Raw genomic sequence first — 25,319 nt, 5'->3', positions numbered from 1 at the left:
TCCGCCGCCATGCCGATGCTCTCGCCCAGCGTGGGGTGCGGGTGGATGGTCTTGCCGATGTCCACCGCGTCGGCGCCCATCTCGATGGCCAGGGCGATCTCGCCGATCATGTCGCCCGCATGCGTGCCGACCATGCCGCCGCCCAGGATGCGGCCGTGGCCGTGCGCCTCGGGGCTGTCGTCGAACAGCAGCTTGGTAAAGCCCTCGTCACGGCCGTTGGCGATGGCGCGGCCGCTGGCCGCCCAGGGGAACAGGCCCTTCTTGACCTTGATGCCCTGCGCCTTGGCCTGGTCCTCGGTCAGACCCACCCAGGCCACTTCGGGGTCGGTATAGGCCACGCTCGGGATCACGCGGGCGTTGAAGGCGGCGCTTGCCAGTTCCTTGTTGCCCTGCAGTTCGCCGGCGATGACCTCGGCCGCCACGTGCGCCTCGTGCACCGCCTTGTGCGCCAGCATGGGCTGGCCCACGATGTCGCCGATGGCGAAGATGTGCGGCACGTTGGTGCGCATCTGGATGTCGACGTTGATGAAGCCGCGGTCCGTCACGGCGACGCCAGCCTTGTCGGCGGCGATCTTCTTGCCGTTGGGGGTGCGGCCCACGGCCTGCAGCACCAGGTCGTACACCTGGGGCTCGGGCACCGCGACGCCGTCCTTGGCGGGCGCGAAGCTCACCTTGATGCCCTCGGGCGTGGCCTCGGCGGCCACGGTCTTGGTATTCAGCATCACGTTGTCGAAACGGTGCTGGTTCATCTTCTGCCACACCTTGACCAGGTCGCGGTCGGCGCCCTGCATCAGGCCGTCCAGCATCTCCACCACGTCCAGGCGCGCGCCCAGCGTGCTGTACACCGTGCCCATTTCCAGGCCGATGATGCCGCCGCCCAGGATCAGCATGCGTTTGGGCACGTCCTTGAGCGCCAGCGCGCCGGTGGAATCCACCACGCGCGGATCGTCGGGCATGAACGGCAGGCGCACGGCCTGGCTGCCGGCGGCGATGATGGCGCGCTTGAACGCCACCACCTTCTTGGCGCCGGTCTTGTCCTGGCTGGTGCCGGTGGTTTCCTCCACCTCCAGGTGGTTGGCGCCGACGAAGTGGCCGTAGCCGCGCAGCACGGTCACCTTGCGCATCTTGGCCATCTGCGCCAGCCCGCCGGTCAGCTTGCCGATGACCTTTTCCTTGTGGCCGCGCAGGGTGTCGATGTTGACCTGCGGCGCGCCGAAGTCGATGCCGGCGCTCTTCAGGTGGCTCACCTCGTCCATCACCGCGGCCACGTGCAGCAGCGCCTTGGAGGGAATGCAGCCCACGTTCAGGCACACGCCGCCCAGGGTGGCGTAGCGCTCGACCAGCACCACGTTCAGGCCCAGGTCGGCCGCGCGGAAGGCGGCGCTGTAACCGCCGGGGCCGCCGCCCAGCACCAGCACATCGCACTCCACGTCGGCACTGCCGCCGAAGCTGGCCGCTTCGGTTTTAGGAGCTGCTGGCGCTTGAGCAGCGTGCGCTGGAGCCGGTTTTGACTCAGATGGCGGTGCGCTGGGCGTGCTCGCCGCGGCAGGGGCCGCAGCCGGCGCCGCCGCTCCCTGCGCCACTTCCAGCGTCAGCAGCACGGAACCCTCGGCCACCTTGTCGCCCAGCTTGACCTTGAGCTCCTTGACCACCCCGGCGTGGCTGCTGGGAATCTCCATGGAGGCCTTGTCGGACTCCACGGTGACCAGGCTCTGCTCGGCCCGGATGGTGTCGCCCGGCTGCACCAGCACTTCGATCACGCCCACCTCGGCGAAGTCGCCGATGTCGGGCACCTTGATGTCGATGATTGCCATATGTTGTGCTCCGTCCTTACAGCAGGATGCGGCGGTAGTCCGCCAACACCTGGCCCAGGTAGGCGTTGAAGCGCGCGGCAGAGGCGCCGTCGATCACGCGGTGGTCGTACGACAGGCTCAGCGGCAGCGTAAGGCGCGGCACGAACTGCTGGCCGTCCCACACGGGCTTCATCTGGCTCTTGGACAGGCCGAGGATGGCCACCTCGGGCGCATTGATGATGGGGGTGAAATGCGTGCCGCCAATGCCGCCCAGCGAGCTGATCGACATGCTGCCGCCCTGCATGTCGGCCGCACCCAGCTTGCCGTCGCGGGCCTTCTTGGCCAGCTCGGCCATCTCGGCGCTGATCTGCAGGATGCCCTTCTTGTCGGCATCTTTTAGCACGGGCACCACCAGGCCGTTGGGCGTGTCGGCCGCAAAGCCGATGTGGAAGTACTGCTTGTAGACCAGCGCGTCGCCGTCCAGGCTGGCGTTGAACTCGGGGAACTTCTTCAGCGCCGCGACCACGGCCTTGATGACGAAGGCCAGCATGGTGACCTTGACGCCGCTCTTCTCGTTCTCCTTGTTGGTGGAGACGCGGAAGGCTTCCAGCTCGGTGATGTCGGCCTCGTCGTTGTTGGTGACGTGGGGAATCATCACCCAGTTGCGCGACAGGTTGGCGCCGCTGATCTTCTTGATGCGCGACAGCTCCTTGCGCTCGATGGGGCCGAACTTGGCGAAGTCCACCTTGGGCCACGGCAGCAGGTCCAGGCCCACCCCAGAGCCACCCGCAGCGGGCGCCTTGCTGCCCTGCGCCTGGGTCTGCAGCGCACCGCTCATCACCTGGCGCGTGAAGGCCGCCACGTCATCCTGCGTGATGCGGCCCTTGATGCCCGTGCCCTTGACCTCCGCCAGCGGCACACCCAGTTCGCGGGCGAACTTGCGCACCGAGGGGCTGGCGTGCGGCAAGCCCGGCGTGGGCGTCGAGGGCTGGTGGGCCGGCACGGGCGCCGTTGCCGTTGCCGCAGCCGGTGCGGGCGCGGAGGCCTGAGCCGCCACGGGCGCGGCAGCGGCCGGAGCGGAAGCGGAAGCGGCCGCTGGTGTAGAAGCCTGCGCCGGAGCGACCGCCGGTGCAGGGGCGGCACCTTCAAGCACCGCCACGAGGTCGCCCACGTTGATCTTGTCGCCGATCTTGACCTTGAGCTCCTTGAGAACGCCGGCGGCGGGCGAAGGGATCTCCATCGAGGCCTTGTCGGACTCCACGGTGAACAGCGACTGCTCCACCTTGACCGCATCGCCGGGCTGGACCAGCAATTCGATCACGGCGACGTCCTTGAAGTCACCGATGTCGGGCACACGCACCTCAACCGCGCCACCACCCGCAGCAGGGGCGGCGGGTGCAGCAGGCGCGACCGGCGCTTGCGTTTCGATAGCTGCCGGCGCTTGTGCGGCGGGCGCTGGAGCCGGTTTTTCATCAGAAGCAGCCGCTTCGCCCGCGGCCTCCAGCACGGCGATCACGCTGCCTTGCTTGACCTTGTCGCCCAGCTGGACCTTGAGTTCCTTGACCACACCCGCGTGGCTCGACGGGATTTCCATCGAGGCCTTGTCGGACTCCACGGTGATCAGCGACTGCTCCGCCTTCACCGTGTCGCCCACCTTGACCAGCAGCTCGATCACGCCGACTTCGTCGAAGTCGCCGATGTCGGGAACCTGGATGTTTACCAATGCCATTGTCTTGTCTCCCGGGCCATCAGGCGTGCAAGGGGTTGATCTTCTCGGTCTGGATGCCGTACTTGGCAATCGCCTCGGCCACCTTCGCCTTGGGCAGCTTGCCCTCGTCGGCCAGTGCGCTCAGCGCGGCCACGGTGATGTAGTGGCGGTTGACCTCGAAGTGCTCGCGCAGGCGGTAGCGGAAGTCGCTGCGGCCAAAGCCGTCGGTACCCAGCACGGTGTAGGAGCGCCCTGCGGGGATGAAGGCGCGGATCTGCTCGGCGTAGTTCTTCATGTAGTCGGTGGACGCCACCACGGGGCCCGGGCGGCCGCCCAGCTGCTGCGCCACGAAGGACACGCGCGGTGTCTCCAGCGGGTGCAGCAGGTTCCAGCGCGCCACGTCCTGGCCCTCGCGGGTCAGCTCGTTGAAGCTGGTGCAGCTCCACACGTCGGCCTGCACGCCCCAGTCGGCGGCGAGCAGCTTCTGCGCCTCGATCGATTCGCGCAGGATCGAGCCCGAGCCCAGCAGCTGCACGCGCTTGTCGCCGTCCGCGCCGGCCTTGCACAGGTACATGCCCTTGATGATCTGCTCTTCCGTGCCCGGCTGCAGGCCCGGCATGGCGTAGTTCTCGTTGAGCAGCGTGATGTAGTAGTAGACGTTTTCCTGCTTCTCCACCATGCGCTTCAGGCCGTCCTGCATGATGACCGCCACCTCGTGCGCGAAGGTCGGGTCGTAGCTCACGCAGTTGGGAATGGTGTTGGCCAGGATGTGGCTGTGGCCGTCCTCGTGCTGCAGGCCTTCGCCGTTGAGCGTGGTGCGGCCCGACGTGCCCCCCAGGATGAAGCCGCGCGCCTGCATGTCGCCCGCGGCCCAGGCGAAGTCGCCAAAGCGCTGGAAGCCGAACATCGAGTAGTACACGTAGAACGGGATCATGATGCGGTTGTTCGTCGAATACGACGTCGCCGCAGCGATCCACGAGCACATGCCGCCCGCCTCGTTGATGCCTTCCTGAAGAATCTGACCGGCCTTGTCTTCCTTGTAGTACATCACCTGGTCGCGGTCGACCGGGGTGTAGAGCTGGCCCTTGGGGTTGTAGATGCCAATCTGGCGGAACAATCCCTCCATGCCGAAGGTACGCGCCTCATCCACCAGGATGGGCACCACGCGCGGACCCAGGGCCTTGTCGCGCAGCAGCTGCGTGAGAAAGCGCACGTAGGCCTGGGTGGTGGAGATCTCGCGGCCCTCGGCGGTGGGCTCCAGCACGGCCTTGAACGTCTCCAGCGCCGGCACGGTGAAACTCTCGTCGGCGTGCGTGCGACGCTGCGGCAGGTAGCCGCCCAGGGCCTTGCGGCGCTCGTGCAGGTACTTCATTTCCGGCGTGTCGTCGGCCGGCTTGTAGTAGGGCAGCTTGTCCAGCTCGCTGTCGGGGATCGGGATGTTGAAGCGGTCGCGGATGTACTTGATGTCCTCGTCCGACAGCTTCTTGGTCTGGTGCACGGTGTTCTTGCCCTCACCGGCCTTGCCCATGCCATAGCCCTTGACGGTCTTGACCAGCAACACCGTGGGCTGGCCCTGGTGTTCATTGGCCGCATGGAAGGCGGCATACACCTTCTCGGGCTCGTGACCACCGCGGCGCAGTTCCCAGATTTCGTCGTCGCTCAGGTGCTCCACGAGCTTGGCCGTCTCGGGGTACCTGCCGAAGAAATGCTTGCGGATATACGCGCCGTCCATGGCGCGGTAGGTCTGGTAGTCGCCGTCCAGCGTCTCCATCATCAGCTGCTTGAGCTTGCCGCTCTTGTCGCGTGCCAGCAGCTCGTCCCAGCCCTTGCCCCACAGCAGCTTGATGACATGCCAGCCCGCACCGCGGAAGTCACCCTCCAGCTCCTGGATGATCTTGCCGTTGCCGCGCACCGGGCCGTCCAGGCGCTGCAGGTTGCAGTTGATAACGAAGATCAGGTTGTCCAGGTTCTCGCGCGCGGCCAGGCTGATCGCGCCCTTGCTCTCGGGCTCGTCCATCTCGCCGTCGCCCAGAAAGATCCAGACCTTGCGGTTCTCGGTGTTGGCGATACCGCGGGCATGCAGGTACTTGAGAAAGCGCGCCTGGTAGATGGCCATCATCGGTCCCAGGCCCATGGACACCGTGGGGAATTGCCAGAAGCCCGGCATCAGCTTGGGGTGCGGGTAGCTGGACAGGCCCTTGCCGCCCACTTCCTGGCGGAAGTTTTCGAGCTGGTCCTCGGTGATACGGCCTTCCAGGTAGGCGCGGGCGTAGATGCCGGGCGCGCTGTGTCCCTGGAAGTAGATGCAGTCGCCGCCGTGGCTCTCGCTCTCGGCGTGCCAGAAGTGGTTGAAGCCCGCGCCCCACATGGAGGCCAGCGAAGCGAAGGAGCCGATGTGGCCGCCCAGGTCGCCGCCGTCATGCGGATGCAGGCGGTTGGCGCGCACCACCATGGCCATGGCATTCCAGCGCATGTAGGCGCGCAGGCGCTTCTCGATGGCGATATTGCCGGGGCAGCGGGCCTCCTGGTCCGGCTCGATGGTGTTCACGTATCCCGTATTGGCGGAGAACGGCAGGTCAATACTGCTCTGGCGGGCCTGCTCCAGCAATTGCTCCAGCAGGAAGTGGGCACGCTCCGGCCCCTCCTTGTCGATTACTGCCGACAGCGCGTCCAGCCATTCGCGGGTTTCCTGTTGGTCGATGTCGGTAGCGGTCAGGACTTTGGTCGGATCAGACATACCTGTCTCCTTGATTCAGTGGCAATAACGGTAATACGGGCGCGAGTTTCGCACAAATTTTCATCATTTCAAATGATGCTTTTTCATCTCTTAATATGAAAAATTGCTGCAATTGCACATTATTTCTTCAGATGAAATCACCCCCGCGAAGCCTTTAAACTCCGCGCCCATGGAGTCTCCTGTCGCGCCCTCTTCCGCCGTGTCTGCCGTGAAAACCCCGGCGCGCTGGTGGCGTGCCTGGTGGCGCAGCCTCTCGCCCACGCGCCAGGACCGGTTCGCGGCGCTGGCGCCCGTGGCATCGGTGCTGATGTTCCTCGCTGCCATCGTGGCCTCGTTCTGGTATTTGCGCACGGAAGAGGTGGAACGCGAGAAGGAAGCCCTCAGGCGCGACGTGGAATACGCCCAGCAGCGCGTGCGTTTGCGCTTGCTGGAGCGGCAAGAGCAGATCATGCGCATCGCGCGCGATCTGTCCAACCAGGATGTGGAGCGCGCGGACTTCGGCAGCCGCGCCGAGCCGCTCATCAGCCAATACCCCGAACTGCAGGCCATCACCTGGATTGACGAGCGCCGGCGCATCCGCGCCAGCCACGCCGCGCCCGCCGTGACCAGCAGCCAGCTGCGCGTGGGCGGCGAGGTGCTCAAGCCCGGCGAGACCACCAACCTCTTTAACGCCGTCCGCGACCTGCAGCAGCCGCTGTATTCGCAACCCACGGCCACCGAGGGCGAGAGCGCTCCCCTGCTGCAACTGCAGGTGCCCCTGTCGCCCCAGGGCAAGTTCGGCGGCGTGGTGCTGGCGGAATATTCCATCGACAGCCTGCTGCGCTACGGCACTCCCACCGAGGTGCTGGCGCGCTACGCCGTCACGTTGCTGGACGGCAATGGCCGCACCTTGGCGGGCACGCCCCTGCCCCCGCGCACCAATGCGCTGCTGCCCTGGACCACCAAGGCCAACCAGTACGAGATCCCCGTCTCCCCGGTGGGCAACGGCCTCGTGATGCGGGCGCAGGCGTACCGTACGTCGCTGGGCGTGGTGGGCAGCGGGCTGTTCTGGCTCGTGGGCACGCTCAGCGTGATGACGGCGTGGATGCTCATCGCCACCTGGCGGCACACGCGCAGGCGGCTGCAGGCCCAGGAAGCACTGGTGGCAGAAACCAACTTCCGCCGGGCGATGGAGAACTCCATCCTCACCGGCATGCGCGCGCTGGACCTGGAGGGCCGCATCACCTATGTGAACGCCGCGTTCTGCCAGATGACAGGCTGGACCGAGGCCGAGCTGGTCGGGCAGACCCCGCCCTACAGCTACTGGCCCGAGGGCGAATATGAGTCGCTGCACGCCAATCTGCGCGACGAACTCTCGGGCAAGACCGTGCCCGGTGGATTCCAGGTACGCGTGCGGCGCAAGAGCGGCACGCTGTTCGATGCGCGCCTGTACGTCTCGCCGCTGATCGACGCACGCGGTCACCAAACGGGCTGGATGACCTCGATGACCGATATCACCGAGCCCAACCGCGTGCGCGAGCAACTCACCGCCTCGCATGAGCGCTTCACCATCGTGCTGGAGGCGCTGGACGCCTCCGTCTCCGTGGCGCCGCTGGGGAGCGAGGAGCTGCTGTTTGCCAACCGCCTGTACCGCCAATGGTTCGGCTCGCAGACCAGCGGCCACCTGCAACTGGTGGCGCAGGCGGGCGTGCTGCCCACCTCCTACAGTTCTGGCGGCATGGACGACGAAGATGGCCTGATGGGCCTGCCCACCGACTCGCTGACCAGCGCCCGTTCGGAGAACGCCGAGATCTATCTGCCCGATCTGGGCAAGTGGCTGGAGGTGCGCTCGCGCTACCTGAACTGGGTGGACGGCCGTTTGGCGCAAATGGTCATTGCCACCGACATCACGCCGCGCCGCCAGGCCGAGGAGCAGGCCGCGCGCCAGGCCGAACGCGCCCAGTCGGTCAGCCGCCTCATCACCATGGGCGAGATGGCCTCCAGCGTAGCCCACGAACTCAACCAGCCGCTCACCGCCATCAACAACTATTGCAGCGGCATGGTCTCGCGCATCCAGGGCGGCCAGATCAGCGAGGAGGCACTGCTCACGGCGCTGCAAAAGACCGCCCACCAGGCGCAGCGCGCCGGCCAGATCATCCAGCGCATCCGCGCCTTCGTGAAAAAAAGCGAACCCAACCGCACGCTGGCCGACGTGCACGAGATGGTGAGCGAAGCGGTGGAACTGGCCGACATCGAGCTGCGGCGCCACAACGTGCACCTGACGCACTACGTCGCCGCCCGCCTGCCCCAGGTGATGGCCGACACGATCCTGATCGAGCAGGTGCTTATCAACCTGATGAAGAACGGCGCCGAGTCCATCGCCCAGGCCCACCGCCCCCCATCCGGGCGCAGCGTGGAGCTGCGCGTGGTGCCGCGCCATGTGGATGGCCGCGGGGTGATCGAGTTTTCGGTGCAGGACACGGGCAAGGGCCTGGCCCCGGAAGTGCTGGCGCACCTGTTCGAGGCATTCTTCTCCACCAAGAGCGAAGGCATGGGCATGGGCCTGAACCTGTGCCGCAGCATCGTCGAGTCGCACCAGGGCCGGATGCACGCGGAGAACCTCTACAATGGATCGGAGGTCACCGGCTGCCGGTTCTCCTTCTGGCTTCCGCTCGCCACTGCTGCGGATGCCACTATCAATTCCGCAGCAACGTCAACCCCAAGGACTATTGCATGAGTTTGATTCCGAAAAAAGGCACCGTCTATGTCGTCGACGACGACGAAGCCGTCCGCGACTCGCTCCAGTGGCTGCTGGAGGGCAAGGACTACCGTGTACGCTGCTTTGATTCGGCGGAATCGTTCCTCGCACGCTATGACCCGCGCGAAGTCGCCTGCCTGATCGTGGACATCCGCATGGGCGGCATGACGGGCCTGGAGCTGCAGGACCGCCTGGTCGAACGCAAGTCGCCCCTGCCCATCGTCTTCATCACCGGTCACGGCGACGTCCCTATGGCCGTGAACACCATGAAGAAAGGCGCGCTGGACTTCATCCAGAAACCTTTCAACGAAGAAGAGTTGCTGGGCCTGGTTGAGCGCATGCTGGACCATGCACGCGAAGCCTTTGCCGACTACCAACAGGCCGCCAGCCGCGACGCGCTGCTGTCCAAGCTCACCAGCCGCGAGGCGCAGGTGCTGGAGCGCATCGTTGCCGGCCGCCTGAACAAGCAGATCGCCGACGACCTGGGCATCAGCATCAAGACGGTGGAGGCGCACCGCGCCAACATCATGGAAAAGCTCAACGCCAACACCGTGGCCGACCTGCTCAAGATTGCCCTGGGGCCAGGTAGCGCCAAGGCCTAATTGCTCCGTTTTTAATAGCTGCCTGCGCATACCAGACAAGCGCCAGGCAGCTTTTTCATTTGTATCGTGGATTCATCAATGACAGCCCAACTGATCGACGGCAACGCCCTCTCCCGCCAACTGCGCACTGAAGTCGCCGCGCGCACGGCCGCGCTGAAAGACCGCGGCATCAGCCCTGGCCTCGCAGTGGTGCTGGTGGGCGACAACCCTGCCAGCCAGGTCTACGTGCGCAACAAGGTCAAGGCTTGCGAGGACGTGGGCTTTCACTCGGTGCTGGAAAAGTACGACGCCAGCATGACCGAAGAACAGCTGCTGGCGCGCGTGCAGGCGCTGAACAACGACCCCAGCATCCACGGCATCCTGGTGCAACTGCCGCTGCCCAAGCACATCGACGACCACAAGGTCATCGAAGCGATCTCGCCCCTCAAGGATGTGGACGGCTTTCACGTCGCCAGCGCCGGGGCACTGATGGTGGGCCAGGTGGGCTTCAAGGCCTGCACGCCTTACGGCTGCATGAAGATGCTCGAATCCATCGGTATGAAGGATCTGCGCGGCAAGCACGCCGTGGTCATCGGTCGCTCCAACATCGTGGGAAAACCCATGGCCATGATGCTGCTGGCAGCCAACGCCACCGTCACGGTCTGCCATAGCGGCACAGCGGATCTTGCCGCCATGACGCGCCAGGCCGATGTGGTGGTGGCTGCCGTGGGCAAGCGCAACGTGCTCACGGCCGATATGGTCAAACCCGGCGCCGTGGTGATCGACGTGGGCATGAACCGCAATGACGAAGGCAAGCTCTGCGGCGACGTGGACTTCGAGGGCGTCAAGCAGGTGGCGGGTTACATCACGCCAGTGCCCGGCGGCGTGGGCCCGATGACAATTACCATGCTCCTGGTGAACACCCTGGAAGCGGCTGAGCGCCTCTGACGCGAGGCACCCCTGACCCGAGTGCCGGTGGACGCGCGTTTGCGCCAACGGCTTGAACCCACTCACGGCAACGCCATCTAAGCCAGCATGAGCAATCCCCTCCTCGACTTCTCGGGCCACATTCCCTTCGACCGCATCACCCCCGCCGACGTAGCCCCTGCGGTGGATGTGCTGCTGCAACGCGCAGACGCCGCACTGGAAACCGTCACCCAGCCGGACTACCCGGCCCGCTGGGATGCGATTGCGCAGGTACTGGATGTCGCCACCGAGGAGCTGGGCCGCGCATGGGGCGCCGTCAGCCACCTCAACAGCGTGGCGGACACGCCCGAGCTGCGCGCCGCCTACAACGAGGCGCTGCCCAAGGTCACCGAGTTCTGGACCCGCCTGGGCGCCGACGAGCGCCTGTACGCCAAATACAAGGCGATCGACCCCGCCACGCTCAACCCGGAACAGCGGCAGGCGCACAGCAATGCGATCCGCAACTTCGTGCTGTCGGGCGCCGAGCTGCAGGGCGCAGCCAAGGAGCGCTTTGCCGCCATCCAGGAACGCCAGGCCGAGTTGCAGCAAAAGTTCAGCGAGAACGCGCTGGACGCCACCGACGCCTACGCCTACTACGCCACGGCCGAGGAGCTGGACGGTGTGCCGGCCGACGTGCAGAACGCCGCCCGCGCCGCGGCCCAGGCCGAGGGCAAGGACGGTTACAAGCTCACGCTGAAGATGCCGTGCTACCTGCCGGTGATGCAGTTCGCCACCAGCAGTGCCCTGCGCGAGAAGCTCTACCACGCCTACGTCACACGCGCATCGGACCAGGCCAGCGGCGACGCCGCGCGTTTCGACAACACCGCCGTGATGGCCGATATCCTCGCGCTGCGCAAGGAAGAGGCGCAGCTACTGGGCTATGGCAACTTCGGCCAGGTGTCGCTGGTGCCCAAGATGGCGCAATCGCCCGAACAAGTCATCCACTTCCTGCGGGACCTGGCGCACCGCGCCCGGCCCTTTGCGGAGAAGGACGTAGCCGACCTGCGCGCCTTTGCCGCTGAGCATTTGGGCTTGGCCAACCCCCAGTCCTGGGACTGGCCCTACATCTCCGAGAAACTCAAGGAAGCGCGCTACGCCTTCAGTGAGCAGGAGGTCAAGCAGTACTTCACGGCGCCCAAGGTGCTGGCCGGGCTGTTCAAGATCGTCGAGACGCTGTTCGAGGTGGCCATCCGCCGCGACGTTGCGCCCGTATGGAACAGCGCCGTGGAGTTCTACCGCATCGAGCGCGGCGGCGAGCTGGTGGGTCAGTTCTACCTGGACCAGCCTGCCCGCCAGGGCAAGCGCGGCGGGGCCTGGATGGACGATGCGCGCGCCCGCTGGCTGCGCCCGGACACGGGCCTGCTGCAGACACCGGTGGCGCATCTGGTGTGCAACTTCGCCGATGGGGTGGACGGGCGCCCACCCCTGCTCACGCACGACGACGTGATCACCCTGTTCCATGAATTCGGCCATGGCCTGCACCACATGCTCACCCAGGTGAACGAGCGCGACGTGTCAGGCATCAGCGGCGTGGAATGGGACGCCGTGGAACTGCCCAGCCAGTTCATGGAGAACTTCTGCTGGGAATGGGAAGTGTTGCGCCACATGACCGCCCATGTGGACACGGGCGAGCCGCTGCCGCGCCCGCTGTACGACAAGATGATCGCGGCCAAGAACTTCCAGGCCGGCATGGCCACGCTGCGCCAAATCGAGTTCGCGTTGTTCGACATGCTGCTGCACACCGAGCACGACCCCCAAGGCGACGTGCTGGCGCTGCTGGACCGCGTGCGCGACGAAGTGGCCGTGCTCAAACCTCCCGCCTTCAGCCGCTCGGCCCACACGTTCAGCCATATCTTCGCGGGCGGCTACGCGGCGGGGTATTACAGCTACAAGTGGGCCGAGGTACTCAGCGCCGACGCGTATGCCGCGTTCGAGGAAACTGCCGGCGCGGGCGGGGAGCCCAGCGCGGAGACCGGCCGGCGCTACCGCCAGGCCATCCTGGAAGCGGGCGGCAGCCGCCCCGCCATGGACTCCTTCAAGGCCTTCCGCGGGCGCGAACCCACACTGGACGCGCTGCTGCGCCACCAGGGCATGGCAGCATAAAAGTGAGCGGTTCGCGCTTGTCTGCCGGGCGTTTGCGCCTGCTTTCTACTGGAAAATGGCTTGCAGCAAGCGCGACCAGCTATTATTTTTAAGAAACCAAGAGGAGAGGAACCCATGTCCATCATTCGCAACGCTGCCGTGTTGGCCACCACATGCGCCACGGCCGCCCTGCTGTCCACGGCCGCGCTGGCCCAGCAGGTGTACCGCATCGTCGGGCCGGATGGCAAGGTGACCTTCTCCGACCGCGCTCCTGCCGCAAACGCCGAGGGCACAGCGGTCGGCGCCGGACCACGCAGCGGCGGCAGCGGCGCCGAGGCCCTGCCCTACGCTCTGCGCCAGGTGGCCACGCGCTTTCCCGTGACGCTGTACACCAGCAGCGACTGTGTGCCCTGCAACAGCGCGCGCAATCTGCTCATCAACCGTGGCATTCCTTTCACCGAGCGCACCGTCAGCACCAACGAGGACATCGACGCGCTCAAGCGCATGAGCGGTGAATCCAGCCTGCCCTTCGGCACCATTGGCGCACAGCAGCTGCGGGGCTTTTCCGACACCGAGTGGACGCAGTACCTGGACGCCGCCGGCTACCCCAAGCAGTCGCAATTGCCGCCGAACTACCGCCGTCCTGCGGCAGCCCCGCTCGTTGCGGTGCCTGGGCAGCCTGCAGCACCGGCTGCGGACAAGGCGTCCGCTGCTCCCGCACGACGCCCCTCAGCGCCACCGGCAGCGCCCACGGGGCCGTCTCCCTCCAATCCGGCCGGCATCATTTTCTAAAAGCGAGGGGATGCTCGGTGCGGCATTGCCGCGCCACTGCCGTCCACCGTCTTACAGGGACAGCGTACGCACGCCCTGTGCCGTGCCCAGCAGGCAGACGTTGGCCTTCTGCAGCGCAAACACGCCCACCGTCACCACCCCCGGCCATTGATTCACCTCGGTCTCGAACGCCAGCGGATCGCTGATGGTGAGGCCGCGCACATCCAGTATGTGTTGGCCGTTGTCGGTCACGAGCGGTTGGCCATCCTTGAGACGCAGCGTCGCCTGCCCCCCCAGCGACTCGAAGCGCCGCGCGATGTACGCGGCGGCCATCGGAATGACCTCCACCGGCAGCGGGAACGCGCCCAGCACGTTCACCAGCTTGGACTCGTCCGCTATGCACACAAAGCGCCGTGCCAGCGCGGCGACGATCTTCTCGCGCGTGAGGGCCGCCCCTCCGCCCTTGACCATGTAGCCGTTGCCGTCGATCTCGTCGGCGCCATCGATGTACACCGACAGCGAGCGCACGTCGTTGGCGTCCAGCACGGGGATGCCCAGCGCCTTCAGCCGCGCCGTGCTGGCTTCGGAGCTGGAAACCGCGCCGCGGATGGTGTCCTTGATAGATGCCAGCGCGTCAATGAACTTGTTGACGGTAGAGCCGGTCCCCACGCCCAGCAGTTCGCCCGGCACCACATATTGCAGTGCAGCTTGGCCGACCAGGGTCTTGAGTTCGTCTTGGGAAAGGGATGTGGGTGCAGTCATGGGGGAAAATCCGGAAAGATCATTGAATTATCCCCATGTCTCTGCTGCCCTACGCCCTCGCCCGCTCCTTTCTCTTCGGCATGGACGCCGAAGCCGCCCACGAACTCACCATGGACATGCTGGCGCGCGGCCAGCGCACGCCGCTGCAATGGGCCTGGTGCAACGAAACCGTGAGCGACCCCATCGAACTGGCAGGCCTGCGCTTCCCCAACCGCGTGGGCCTCGCGGCGGGGCTCGACAAGAACGCCCGCTGTATCGACGCGCTGGCCGCCATGGGCTTCGGCTTCGTGGAGGTTGGCACCGTCACGCCCCGTGCGCAGCCCGGCAACCCCAAGCCGCGCATGTTCCGCCTGCCCGAGGCGCGTGCGCTCATCAATCGCCTGGGCTTCAACAATGAAGGGCTGGATGCCTTCGTGGCCAACGTGCAGCGCTCGCAGGTCCGCACACAGGGCCGCGGCCAGAGCAAACTGCTGCTGGGTCTGAACATCGGCAAGAACGCCACCACGCCCATCGAAGACGCCACGCGCGACTACCTCACCTGCCTGGAGGGCGTGTACCCGCATGCCGACTACGTTACGGTGAATATCAGTTCGCCCAACACGCAGAACCTGCGCGCTCTGCAGAGCGATGCGGCGCTTGACGGCCTGCTGGGCGCCATTGCCGAGCACCGCGAACAGCTCGCCGCCGCCCAGGGCCGCCGCGTGCCCATCTTCGTGAAAATTGCGCCGGATTTGGACGAGGCCCAAGTGGCCGTGATTGCCACCACACTTCAGCGCCACGGCATGGATGGCGTGGTTGCCACCAACACCACCATCCGCCGGGACGCCGTGCAGGGCCTGCGCCATGCCGGCGAGACTGGAGGCCTGAGCGGTGCACCCGTGCTGGAAGCCAGCAACGCCGTGATCCGCCAGTTGCGTGCCGCGCTGGGCCCGGCTTTCCCGATCATCGGTGTGGGCGGCATTCTGAGCGCCGAAGATGCTGTGAGCAAAATCCGCGCAGGCGCCGATGTCGTGCAGATCTACACCGGCCTGATCTATGAAGGCCCTGCCCTCGTGGGCCGTGCGGCCAAGGCGATCCGCGATCTGCGTTAAAAACGGGCCAAGAAAAAAGGCCGCGATGCGGCCTGATAGAGACTGTGGAAAAGGGCCTTAGCCGCGCCGCATGCGCATGACCAGCGGCATCACCAGGGTGGCCCAGCGCACCAGCCGTTGAGGCCCCGCCAGCACCGCAGCGCCCACCACCGCTGCCACCGCAACGGGATGCAGGCGCGCAAACGCCACCAGCCGTGCCGCCAGCGGCGCATCGGGTTCCACCCGAACTTCCGCGCCTGCGGCCACGGCGCGCGCCTGGCGCAGGGCCGCGCGCCGAGCACGCAGCCGCTCGCGCTGCACCAGAATGCGGTCCAGCACCTTCTGCTGCTGCGGGGTGGGCACGCGCGCCGGCTGCCCAGAGTTCAGGGAAGAGGGGCTCATAACTGCTCCTTGATGGTGCGCCAGTCCTGCTGCAACTCCCGCCGCGTAAGGGCAAAGGCATTACCCGCCTGTCGGCCGATGGACACCAGGGCCACCGCCACTGCCACCCAGGCCAGCAACCAGCCGCCTGCCAGCAACCATGCCACCAGCACGCGCTGCGGTGAATCCCAGAACTGGACCAGCACAGCCAGTGACAACAGCAGCAGGGCGATCACGGCCACGCACCCAAAGAGAACTAGCAGCACCACCAGCTGGGCCATGCGGCGCTTCTGGTCGGCCCATTCGAGCCGTGCGAGCTCGATACGGTCTTCCACCGCGATCGCGCCTTCGATGATGGCGGCCCGCCAGCGTGCAACCCAGCCTTCCAGGCCGAGCAGGGACAACCAGTTCATGCAAGCCCCTCCCAGGCGCTGGAGCGCGCCGCAGCGTTGACGATTCGCCCTGCCATTGCGCTACCGGTCAGCGGCGGGCCAGCATGAAGCCCACCAGCGCCCCTACGGCCAGCGCAGCGCCGGCAACGCGCCAGGGCTCATCGTGGGCATAACGGTCGGCGGCGCGCGCGGCATCTTTGGCCTGCAGGGCTGCCTCCTGAGCGGCACGCACGGCGGAATCGCGCACCGAATGGATGCCGTCATCCAGACGCTGGCGCAGTTGCTTGATCTCGGGAATACCGTCCAGATCCTTGCTGGCCAGCAGACCGCGCAGGTCGCCTACCAGCTTTTCGAGTTCTGCCTGGGTGGAGGAAATGGTTTCGGATACGGTGGTCATACGGGAGCCTTTCATAGCAGGAAACAATGGTAATACGCCGTGCATGGCAAACCATGTAGGCGGGTATCTCATCTTAGCCCAGTGCTCGCGCCGCAGGGCATGGCCGCTATCACAAAATGACCGCGTTGCATCATGACACGGCGTCTTGGTGCAGCAGACCGGCCACGTGCGCACCGATTGCCAACGCGCTGGTCAGCCCAGGTGATTCGATGCCAAACAGGTTGACCAGCCCCGAGACTCCGTGATCGCGCGGCCCCTGGATCAGGAAGTCCGCCGCAGGCTCATGGGGGCCGTGGATCTTAGGGCGTATGCCGGCGTAGCCCGCCGCCAGTGCACCGTCGCGCAGGCCAGGCCAGTACTTGCGCACCTCGGCGTAAAAGGCCTCGGAGCGGCTCGCATCCACCACCAGGTCCTCGGGGCCTTCCACCCATTGCACGTCGGGGCCGAACTTGGCCTGCCCCCCCAGGTCGAGCGTCAGGTGCACGCCCAGCCCCGCCGCCTCCGGTACGGGATAGATGAGATGGCTGAAGGGTGCCCGGCCGGACAACGTGAAATAGTTGCCTTTGGCATAGGCCGCCTGCGGTACATGCACCGCGGACAACCCCTCGAACTGGCGCGCGAGGACTGGCGCATGCAAACCGGCCGCGTTGACCACGGTGCGCGCACTGATGCACGTGCCATCCATTGCTTCCAAATGGATAGCTTGTGGCGTGCAATGGGCCTTGGCCAGAGGCGAATTCAATGCCAGAACACCCCCCGCGTTCTCCAGGTCGCCCAGCAACGCCAGCATGAGGGCATGGCTGTCCACGATGCCGGTACTGGGCGAGAGCAGCGCTGCCACACATTCCAGTTCGGGCTCCAGCGCACGCGCTTCCTCCCGCGAGAGCCATTGCAGGTCATCCACGCCATTGGCCTGCGCGCGCGCCCTGATGCCCGTCAGCGCGTTCTGCTGTTCGGTCGACGTGGCGACGATGAGCTTGCCGCAGCGACTGTGAGGCACGCCGCGCTCGCTGCAGTAGTCGTACAGCATGGCCTTGCCTTGTACGCACAAGCGCGCCTTGAGCGAACCCTGCGGGTAATAGATGCCGGCGTGGATCACCTCGCTGTTGCGCGAACTCGTCTCGGTGCCAATGGCATTGGCCGCCTCCAGCAGCCAGACCTCGCGCCCTTGCAGCGCCAATGCGCGCGCCACCGCCAGCCCCACCACCCCCGCGCCCACCACGACGCAATCGACCATCTCACTCATCGCTCATGCCTCCGTTGTCATGCCTGCTCGAAACCCTCGAGCACATTCACCGCATTCGTTCCCAGCTCCGCCGCTGCGTAGCCGCCTTCCAGCACCAGCACAGTGGGCAGTCCCACACCACGCAGCCGCGCACCCAGCCGCAGAAAATCCGTCGTCGCCAGCCGAAAGCGCGAGATCGGATCGCCCTCATAGGTATCCAGTCCCAGCGAGACCACCAGGGCATCCGCTCCAAAAGCGGCGATGCGCGCGCAGGCCTGCTCCAAGGCCGCAAACCAAGTGGCAGCATCGGTGCCGGCCGGCAGAGGCAGGTTCAGGTTGCCGCCCGTACCGAGGCCTGCGCCGGTTTCATCGGCATGTCCCAGATAGAAGGGGTATTCGGTGCGGGGATCGCCATGGATGCTGACGAAGAGCACGTCCGCACGGTCATAGAAGATGCTCTGCGTGCCATTGCCGTGGTGGTAATCCACGTCCAACACGGCCACACGGGCTGCGCCGTGGTCGCGCAGCCATTGGGCCGCCACGGCCGCGTTGTTCAAGAAGCAGTACCCGCCCATGAAATCGGGGCCTGCATGGTGCCCCGGCGGGCGTGTGCTGCAGAACGCGGCGCGCTCGCCAGCCGCCAGGCGCGCCGCGGCACTGGCCGCCGCGTCGGCGCCTGCTTTGGCTGCCGTCCAGGTGCCCGCTGCAAGCGGCGAGCCGTTGTCCATGGAGTACAGCCCCAGCTTGGCAATGAAATTGTCGGGCTCTACATCCGAGCGCAATGTGCGTACCGGCCATACCGCCGGAAACGGCTGCACACGGTCCTGCCCTTCACCCAGCGACAGCCACTGCTGCCACGCCGAAGCCAGAAAAGCCAGGTAGCGCGGCGCATGGATCTTTGCCAGGATCTCAGCGCAATCCACATCCGGAGGGTGCAGTACATGACCCCGCGCAGTCAAAGCGGCTTCCACATAGGCCGCGCGCGTCGGGTTCTCGAAACACGGTACACGCTCGCCGCGGAAAAATTCGTGCTCGGGAGCGTGGGTGTGTTGCAGCGGGTTATGGAAGGTGATCATCGACGGCGGCCAAGTCAATCGCGACTGCCGGATTGTCATCGACGCCGGCAGTCCCCCACGACCTCAGCGCCAAGAAAAAACCCCTTGCGGCCATACGGGCTGCAAGGGGTTCGGATTGGTGGGTGATACATGGATCGAACATGTGACCCCTGCCGTGTGAAGGCAGTGCTCTACCGCTGNAAAGACTGTATTTTTGCGAGTACAGGCCCTGACAAAACTGGTGGGTGATACATGGATCGAACATGTGACCCCTGCCGTGTGAAGGCAGTGCTCTACCGCTGAGCTAATCACCCGTGTCGTTGCTGCGACAGCCCACGATTATGGCATAGCTTTCTCACGCCTCAGACAAAGTCCGCCAAATTGTTTTACCGCTGCTGGACTTGTCGATCTGCACGAGTACTTCCTCATGCTCGGCAAGCTCCTGCGCACTGGCGGTCAGCACCGTCAGTGCAATGCGGCTCAGATCTACCGCGGCCACGGTGGTGCCTCCTGCCCCGGCGGTGGCCTCATCCATGATCAGCAGGGCATCCTGCCCGCGGGTCATGTTGATGTAGACATCCGCCAGCAACTCCGCGTCCAGCAAGGCGCCGTGCAGCGTACGGCTGGAATTGTCCACGCCCAGCCGGTCGCACAGCGAGTCCAGCGAGTTGCGCTTGCCCGGGAACATCTCCTTGGCCATGGCCAGGGTGTCGATCACGCCCCCGACATGCGCGGACAGCGGCGCCAGGCCGACCAGTTCCAGCTCCTTGTCCAGGAAGCCCACGTCGAAGCTCGCGTTGTGGATGATGAGTTCCGCGCCCTGCAGGTATTGCAGGATGTCTTGCACCCGCTCGGCAAACTTGGGCTTGTCGCGCAGGAATTCATTGCTGATGCCGTGCACCTTCAGCGCGTCCTCATGGCTGTCGCGCTCGGGGTTCAGATACAGATGCAGATTGTTGCCGGTGAGCTTGCGGTTGACGAGTTCCACGCAGCCCAGCTCGATGATGCGGTCGCCCCCTTCCGCCGACAGGCCGGTGGTCTCCGTGTCCAGAACAATCTGTCGGGACATCAGTGGTTCTCCTTGGCGTGGTTGATCGAGTACTTGGGAATCTCCACCGTCACATCGCTCTGCGCCAGGATGGCCTGGCACGACAGGCGCGATTGCGGCTCCAGGCCCCACGCGCGGTCCAGCAGGTCTTCCTCCTCCTCTTCCGCATCATTGAGCGATTCGAATCCTTTGCGCACGACCACATGGCAGGTCGTGCAGGCGCAGCTCATATCGCAGGCGTGCTCGATCTTGATGCCGTTGTCCAGCAATGCCTCACAAATTGAGGTGCCGGCCGGCGCGGTGATTTCCGCGCCCTCGGGACAGTATTCGTGATGAGGCAGGATCTTGATGACGGGCATGGGTGTTTATTAAATCAATGGATGAGGTTTGTGCGCTCAGAGGGCGCTGACGTTCTTGCCTGCCAGGGCTTGGCGGATACCGCGGTTCATGCGCTGCGCGGCAAATGCCTCGGTGCCCTTGGCCAGGGCCTGCGCCGCGGCCTCGACAGCCGCCGCGTCGGTGCTGGTCTCCAGCGTGGCGCGCAGTGCATGCATCAGGTCGTCGATCGCCGTGCGCTCCGCAGCCGCTAGTACATCGCCGTCCACGTCCAGTGCGCTCTGCGTGGCGATCAGCAGGCGGTCGGCATCCACACGGGCTTCAACCAATGCGCGCGTCTGCATGTCCTGCTGCGCGGTCGCAAAGCCCTCTTGCAGCATGCGCGCGATCTGCTCGTCGCTGAGCCCGTAGGATGGCTTGACGTCAATACGCGCCTCCACACCGCTGGCCTGCTCGCGCGCAGCCACGCTGAGCAGACCATCCGCATCGACCGTGAACGTGACGCGGATGCGCGCCGCGCCCGCTGCCATGGGGGGAATGCCCCGCAGCTCAAAGCGCGCTAGGCTGCGGCAGTCCTGCACCAGGTCGCGCTCGCCCTGCACCACGTGGATGGCAAGAGCGGTTTGGCCGTCCTTGTAGGTGGTGAAGTCCTGCGCCTTGGCCGTGGGAATGGTCTCGTTGCGGCCGATGATGCGTTCGACCAGCCCACCCATGGTTTCGATGCCCAGCGACAGCGGAATCACGTCCAGCAGCAGCAGATCGCCGGCCGCATCGTTGCCGGCCAGTTGGTTGGCCTGGATGGCCGCGCCGATGGCCACCACTTCGTCCGGGTTGAGGTTGGTCAGCGGTTCACGGCCGAAGAATTCGGCCACCGCGGCGCGCACGACCGGCATGCGCGTGGAGCCGCCGACCAGCACCACGCCCTTGACCTCGTCGCGCTCGATCTGCGCATCGCGCAGGGTGCGGCGCACCGCCGCCAGGGAGCGCTGGGTGAGCTCCGCCGTCACTGCTGCAAAATCTTCACGCTTGACATCAAATTGCACTGTAGCGCCCGCCACATCTGCGGTAAAAGCTACATTATCAGTAGCAGTCAGCGCTTCCTTGCAGGCGCGCGCGGCCAAGCGCACCGCCGTCTTGTCCTCGGGCGTACTCGCCCGAACACCTGTCTGCTGCATCACCCACTCGGCCAGAGCCGCGTCGTAATCGTCGCCGCCCAGGGCCGAGTCCCCCCCGGTGGCAATGACTTCGAACACCCCTTGCGCCAGGCGCAACACGGAGATATCGAACGTGCCACCGCCCAGGTCGTACACGGCATAGACGCCTTCGGCTCCGTTGTCCAGCCCGTAGGCAATCGCGGCGGCCGTCGGCTCGTTGATCAGGCGCAGCAGATTCAGGCCCGCGAGATGGGCGGCATCCTTGGTCGCCTGGCGCTGCGCGTCGTCGAAATATGCGGGCACCGTGATCACGGCGCCGTAAAGGTCACTGTCGAAACTGTCTTCGGCACGGTAGCGCAGCGTGGCGAGGATCTCGGCACTGACTTCCACCGGCGATTTCACGCCTGCCGCGGTGGACAGCGAGAGCATTCCGCCACTGTCGGTCGCTGCAATGAAGTTGTAAGGCAGCTTCTCGCGCCCCGTGATGTCGCCCAGGCCCCGGCCCATGAATCGCTTGACGGATGACACCGTGTTGGCCGGGTCCTGCATCTGCGCTGCAGCGGCCTCGTAGCCGATCTGCCGCCCGCCCCCGCCCAGGTAGCGAACGACGGAAGGCAAAAGCACCCTGCCCTGCGCATCGGGCAAGCACTCGGCGACCCCGTTGCGCACCGCCGCCACCAGCGAATGCGTGGTGCCCAGATCAATGCCGATGGCAACGCGCCGCTGGTGAGGATCGGGCGATTGCCCTGGTTCAGAAATCTGCAGAAGCGCCATGAAATGAGTGTGGAAAAGCCGGGGCCCGCGAGCGCACGCCCAGGCAGGAGTGACCGAATAAAGCGCCTATTGTCCCAGTTGCTCTCGGCGCAAATCGATGTCGTGCGCAAATCGCGCAATGAACATGAGGGCTCTGACCTCGCGGGCTGCGCCGGCATAGTCCTGCTGCTGGTCCAGCAGTTCCGCACAACGGGCCAACGCCACTTGCCGCGCCATATGGGTGGTGTCGTCCAGCGCGTCAAGCTCCGCAGCACTGCGGGCCTCATCCAGGGCTTCGCGCCACTCCATCTGCTGCATCAGGAAGGCCGCGGGCATGGCGGTGTTGTCCTCGGCGCGGATGGGCGAGCCGCCCAGTTCGCAAAGGTAAGCCGCCCGCTTCAAAGGATCCTTCAGGCGTTGGTATGCCTCGTTGATGCGCACCGACCATTGCATCGCCACACGCTGGGCGGCGGCGCCCTGCGCCGCAAACCGGTCGGGATGGGCTTCGCGCTGCAGGTCCTTCCACCGCGCGTCCAGAGCGTCGCGGTCCTGCGCAAAGCGGCGTGGCACGCCAAAAAGTTCGAAATCGTCGGATTGGAGGTTCATGGCAATAAAAAAAACCGCCAGCGCGGCGGGCGATGGCGGTCCTGTGCAATAAGCGGCCTACGGCGTGCTCACACGCGGAAGCTCTCTCCACAACCACAGCGGTCGCGCTCGTTCGGGTTATTGAAGCGAAAGCCTTCATTGAGGCCCTCGCGCACAAAATCCAGCTCGGTCCCGTCGATATAAGCAAGGCTCTTGGGATCGATCAGCACCTTGACGCCGTGATTTTCAAACACAACGTCTTCGGGTGCCTGCTCATCGACATATTCAAGCTTGTAAGCCAGGCCTGAGCACCCGGTGGTCTTGACACCCAGGCGCACGCCCAAGCCCTTTCCCCGCCGGGCGAGGTAGCGCGTCACATGGCGCGCGGCAGCTTCGGTCAGCGTGATCGCCATGGTCTTCAGGCGGCCTCGACAGCCGCTCCGTGCTTGGCCTTGTAATCGTTGACGGCGGCCTTGATGGCGTCTTCCGCCAGGATGGAGCAGTGGATCTTCACCGGCGGCAGCGCCAGCTCTTCGGCGATCTGGCTGTTCTTGAGCGAGGCAGCCTCATCCAGCGTCTTGCCCTTGACCCATTCCGTCACCAGCGACGAGGACGCAATGGCGGAGCCGCAGCCGTAGGTCTTGAAGCGCGCATCCTCAATCACGCCCGTATCGGGGTTCACCTTGATCTGCAGCTTCATCACGTCGCCGCAAGCCGGCGCACCGACCATGCCGGTGCCCACCGAGTCGTCACCCTTGTCGAAGGAACCCACATTGCGGGGGTTCTCGTAATGGTCAATCACTTTGTCCGAGTAAGCCATGGTGTGTTTCTCCTGTATTCCGTCGTTCCGCGTGTGGTCAGTGAGCCGCCCATTGGATGGTGCTCAGGTCCACCCCATCCTGGTACATCTCCCAGAGGGGGCTCAACTCACGCAGCTTGGCGACGTTGTGCCGGATGGTGCTGATCGCGTAGTCAATTTCTTCTTCCGTCGTGAAACGGCCAATGGTCATGCGCAGGCTGCTGTGGGCCAGCTCATCGCTGCGGCCCAGGGCGCGCAGCACATAGCTGGGTTCCAGGCTCGCCGAAGTGCAAGCCGACCCGGAAGACACCGCCAGTCCCTTGATGCCCATGATCAGGGATTCGCCTTCCACGAAGTTGAAGCTCATGTTCAGGTTGTGGGGTACGCGCCGCTCCAGGTCGCCGTTGATAAAGACCTGCTCCACATCCTTCAGACCGTCCAGCAGACGCTTTTGCAGCGCTTGGACCTTTTCCAAATCCTGGGCCATTTCCAGCTTGGCCAGGCGGAAGGCCTCGCCCATGCCCACAATCTGGTGGGTGGGCAACGTGCCCGAACGCATGCCGCGCTCGTGGCCGCCACCATGCATCTGCGCTTCCAGGCGCACGCGCGGCTTGCGGCGCACGTAGAGGGCTCCGATGCCCTTGGGTCCGTAAGTCTTGTGCGAAGCCAGGCTCATCAAATCCACGGGCAATTGGTTCAGGTCGATTTCGACCTTGCCGGTGGCCTGCGCGGCATCCACATGAAAAATGATGCCCTTCTCGCGGCAGAGGGCACCCAGCTGGGGAATGTCCTGGATCACGCCGATTTCGTTGTTCACGAACATGACACTGGCCAGGATCGTGTCAGGGCGGATGGCGGCCTTGAACTTCTCGATGTCGAGCAGGCCGTTCTCCTGCACATCGAGGTAGGTCACCTCGAAGCCTTGGCGCTCCAGTTCACGCATCACATCAAGGACGGCCTTGTGCTCCGTCTTCACGGTGATGAGATGCTTGCCCTTGCCTTGGTAGAAATGGGCAGCGCCCTTGATGGCGAGGTTGTTGGATTCAGTGGCGCCCGAGGTCCACACGATCTCGCGCGGGTCGGCGCCGATCAGATCGGCCACATGGCCGCGGGCTTGCTCCACGGCCTCTTCGGCCTCCCAGCCCCAGGCGTGGCTGCGCGACGCCGGGTTGCCGAAGTGTTCGCGCAACCAGGGAATCATCGCGTCGACGACCCGGCCGTCCACGGGGGTCGTGGCGCCGTAGTCAAGATAGATAGGGAAATGCGGAGTCATGTCCATGGCTGGCTCAGTGAAAGGTTCTGGCTGGCATCAAAAAGCAATAGGATTGAGGTGGCGAGCCCGCCCCGCGCGCAGCCCGTGGCCGGCGCAGGTCAGCCTGCAACTCAAGATTTGGCGAACGCGTTGCCGAGGGCAAACACCGAATTGGGTGCGTTCACACGGATCGGCTTGACCACCGGCGTGGTGGAGATCGCGCGGCGCGTGACCGGCTTGTCTTCGATTTGCACGCCCTTGGCGAGCTGGTCGTCCACCAGTTTCTGCAACGTGACGGAATCCAGGAATTCCACCATGCGCTGGTTCAGAGAGGCCCACAGCTCGTGCGTCATGCAACGGCCCGCCTCGCCCAGGCAGTTTTCCTTGCCACCGCACTGCGTGGCATCAATGGGCTCGTCCACGGAGACGATGATGTCTGCCACGGTAATATCGCCCGCCTTGCGGGCGAGCGTATAACCGCCGCCAGGGCCGCGCGTGGATTCCACCAGTTCGTGGCGGCGCAGCTTTCCGAACAATTGCTCCAGATAGGACAGCGAAATCTGTTGGCGCTGGCTGATGGCCGCCAAGGTGACGGGCCCGTTGTTCTGGCGCAGGGCCAAATCGATCATGGCGGTGACCGCAAAACGGCCTTTGGTTGTGAGACGCATCGCAAGCTCCTTGTCTAGGCTTGATCGTTATAGAAACGCCGCGGCATGCGTATAGCCAACCGGGCAC

Annotated in this window: 23 protein-coding genes and 1 tRNA gene; 6 read left to right on the top strand and 18 right to left on the bottom strand. The window is 65.2% G+C overall.

What is annotated here, in order from left to right:
- The 3 genes from lpdA to aceE form a co-directional block, all read right to left on the bottom strand.
- Positions 1–1,814, bottom strand: a 1,814-nt coding sequence (lpdA, locus tag BV908_RS16765) for a dihydrolipoyl dehydrogenase (RefSeq protein WP_103738714.1), incomplete at its 3' end; no start/stop codon positions are given.
- 16 nt (positions 1,815–1,830) lie between these two features.
- Positions 1,831–3,522, bottom strand: a complete 1,692-nt coding sequence (aceF, locus tag BV908_RS16760; protein WP_103738713.1) for a dihydrolipoyllysine-residue acetyltransferase — start codon at positions 3,520–3,522, stop codon at positions 1,831–1,833.
- Positions 3,523–3,541: 19 nt separating this feature from the next.
- Positions 3,542–6,238, bottom strand: a complete 2,697-nt coding sequence (aceE, locus tag BV908_RS16755) for a pyruvate dehydrogenase (acetyl-transferring), homodimeric type (RefSeq protein ID WP_103738712.1) — start codon at positions 6,236–6,238, stop codon at positions 3,542–3,544.
- Positions 6,239–6,407: 169 nt separating this feature from the next.
- Between aceE and BV908_RS16750 the strand changes: the two genes are divergently transcribed.
- From BV908_RS16750 to BV908_RS16730, 5 genes are all read left to right on the top strand, one after another.
- Entirely contained in the window at positions 6,408–8,954 is a 2,547-nt protein-coding gene (locus tag BV908_RS16750) for a PAS domain S-box protein (protein ID WP_103738711.1), read from the top strand.
- Positions 8,951–9,577: a response regulator transcription factor gene (locus BV908_RS16745; protein WP_011805358.1), complete on the top strand. Its 627-nt coding sequence runs from the start codon at positions 8,951–8,953 to the stop codon at positions 9,575–9,577. The genes BV908_RS16750 and BV908_RS16745 overlap by 4 nt, the downstream gene beginning before the upstream one ends.
- Positions 9,578–9,655: 78 nt before the next feature.
- On the top strand, positions 9,656–10,504 hold the full coding sequence (folD, locus tag BV908_RS16740; protein WP_103738710.1) for a bifunctional methylenetetrahydrofolate dehydrogenase/methenyltetrahydrofolate cyclohydrolase FolD: 849 nt from the start codon (positions 9,656–9,658) through the stop codon (positions 10,502–10,504).
- Positions 10,505–10,591: 87 nt separating this feature from the next.
- On the top strand, positions 10,592–12,625 hold the full coding sequence (locus BV908_RS16735) for a M3 family metallopeptidase (protein WP_103738709.1): 2,034 nt from the start codon (positions 10,592–10,594) through the stop codon (positions 12,623–12,625).
- Between the two features lie 114 nt (positions 12,626–12,739).
- Entirely contained in the window at positions 12,740–13,396 is a 657-nt protein-coding gene (locus BV908_RS16730; protein ID WP_103738708.1) for a glutaredoxin family protein, read from the top strand.
- A 51-nt stretch (positions 13,397–13,447) separates the two neighbouring features.
- On the opposite strand, the gene rpiA is transcribed toward BV908_RS16730, so the two are convergent.
- On the bottom strand, positions 13,448–14,137 hold the full coding sequence (gene rpiA, locus BV908_RS16725) for a ribose-5-phosphate isomerase RpiA (RefSeq protein WP_047350345.1): 690 nt from the start codon (positions 14,135–14,137) through the stop codon (positions 13,448–13,450).
- 35 nt (positions 14,138–14,172) lie between these two features.
- Here rpiA and BV908_RS16720 point away from each other — a divergent pair, with 35 nt between their 5' ends.
- A complete protein-coding gene (locus BV908_RS16720) occupies positions 14,173–15,228 on the top strand; it encodes a quinone-dependent dihydroorotate dehydrogenase (RefSeq protein ID WP_103738707.1) in 1,056 nt (351 codons plus the stop codon).
- Positions 15,229–15,285: 57 nt separating this feature from the next.
- On the opposite strand, the gene BV908_RS16715 is transcribed toward BV908_RS16720, so the two are convergent.
- The 14 genes from BV908_RS16715 to iscR form a co-directional block, all read right to left on the bottom strand.
- Positions 15,286–15,609: a hypothetical protein gene (locus BV908_RS16715; protein WP_103738706.1), complete on the bottom strand. Its 324-nt coding sequence runs from the start codon at positions 15,607–15,609 to the stop codon at positions 15,286–15,288.
- The gene (locus BV908_RS16710; protein WP_103738705.1) at positions 15,606–16,001 is read right to left on the bottom strand and encodes a phage holin family protein; all 396 of its coding nucleotides are present in this window, start codon (positions 15,999–16,001) and stop codon (positions 15,606–15,608) included. The genes BV908_RS16715 and BV908_RS16710 overlap by 4 nt, the downstream gene beginning before the upstream one ends.
- A gap of 67 nt (positions 16,002–16,068) precedes the next feature.
- A complete protein-coding gene (locus BV908_RS16705) occupies positions 16,069–16,377 on the bottom strand; it encodes a DUF883 domain-containing protein (protein WP_015913196.1) in 309 nt (102 codons plus the stop codon).
- A 130-nt stretch (positions 16,378–16,507) separates the two neighbouring features.
- Positions 16,508–17,623 carry an NAD(P)/FAD-dependent oxidoreductase gene (locus BV908_RS16700; protein ID WP_103738704.1) on the bottom strand — a complete coding sequence of 372 codons (1,116 nt, stop codon included), beginning with the start codon at positions 17,621–17,623 and terminating at the stop codon, positions 16,508–16,510.
- 17 nt (positions 17,624–17,640) lie between these two features.
- Positions 17,641–18,678 (bottom strand): histone deacetylase family protein, encoded by a 1,038-nt coding sequence (locus BV908_RS16695; protein WP_103738703.1) that lies wholly within the window; start codon positions 18,676–18,678, stop codon positions 17,641–17,643.
- Between the two features lie 218 nt (positions 18,679–18,896).
- A tRNA-Val gene (locus tag BV908_RS16690) sits at positions 18,897–18,971 on the bottom strand.
- 41 nt (positions 18,972–19,012) lie between these two features.
- Positions 19,013–19,726, bottom strand: coding sequence for a DNA polymerase III subunit epsilon (gene dnaQ / locus BV908_RS16685; protein ID WP_011805369.1), 714 nt, complete (start codon positions 19,724–19,726; stop codon positions 19,013–19,015).
- Entirely contained in the window at positions 19,726–20,064 is a 339-nt protein-coding gene (gene fdx, locus BV908_RS16680; protein ID WP_011805370.1) for an ISC system 2Fe-2S type ferredoxin, read from the bottom strand. Before fdx ends, dnaQ begins: the two co-directional genes overlap by 1 nt.
- Positions 20,065–20,100: 36 nt before the next feature.
- Positions 20,101–21,969, bottom strand: coding sequence for a Fe-S protein assembly chaperone HscA (hscA, locus tag BV908_RS16675; protein WP_103738702.1), 1,869 nt, complete (start codon positions 21,967–21,969; stop codon positions 20,101–20,103).
- A 66-nt stretch (positions 21,970–22,035) separates the two neighbouring features.
- Positions 22,036–22,554: a Fe-S protein assembly co-chaperone HscB gene (gene hscB, locus BV908_RS16670; protein WP_011805372.1), complete on the bottom strand. Its 519-nt coding sequence runs from the start codon at positions 22,552–22,554 to the stop codon at positions 22,036–22,038.
- Between the two features lie 68 nt (positions 22,555–22,622).
- Positions 22,623–22,946, bottom strand: coding sequence for an iron-sulfur cluster assembly protein IscA (iscA, locus tag BV908_RS16665; protein ID WP_103738701.1), 324 nt, complete (start codon positions 22,944–22,946; stop codon positions 22,623–22,625).
- A 5-nt stretch (positions 22,947–22,951) separates the two neighbouring features.
- Positions 22,952–23,353, bottom strand: a complete 402-nt coding sequence (iscU, locus tag BV908_RS16660) for a Fe-S cluster assembly scaffold IscU (RefSeq protein WP_011805374.1) — start codon at positions 23,351–23,353, stop codon at positions 22,952–22,954.
- A gap of 37 nt (positions 23,354–23,390) precedes the next feature.
- Positions 23,391–24,611 carry an IscS subfamily cysteine desulfurase gene (locus tag BV908_RS16655; protein WP_103738700.1) on the bottom strand — a complete coding sequence of 407 codons (1,221 nt, stop codon included), beginning with the start codon at positions 24,609–24,611 and terminating at the stop codon, positions 23,391–23,393.
- Between the two features lie 104 nt (positions 24,612–24,715).
- Positions 24,716–25,252 (bottom strand): Fe-S cluster assembly transcriptional regulator IscR, encoded by a 537-nt coding sequence (gene iscR, locus BV908_RS16650; protein ID WP_011805376.1) that lies wholly within the window; start codon positions 25,250–25,252, stop codon positions 24,716–24,718.
- Between the last annotated feature and the right edge of the window lie 67 nt (positions 25,253–25,319).

The organism is Diaphorobacter sp. LR2014-1, from assembly GCF_002916785.1.
In the GTDB taxonomy this organism is placed as follows: Bacteria; Pseudomonadota; Gammaproteobacteria; order Burkholderiales; family Burkholderiaceae_C; genus Diaphorobacter; species Diaphorobacter nitroreducens.
Note: the sequence above shows the minus strand (reverse complement) of the source record. Positions and strands in the feature narration are given on the sequence as shown.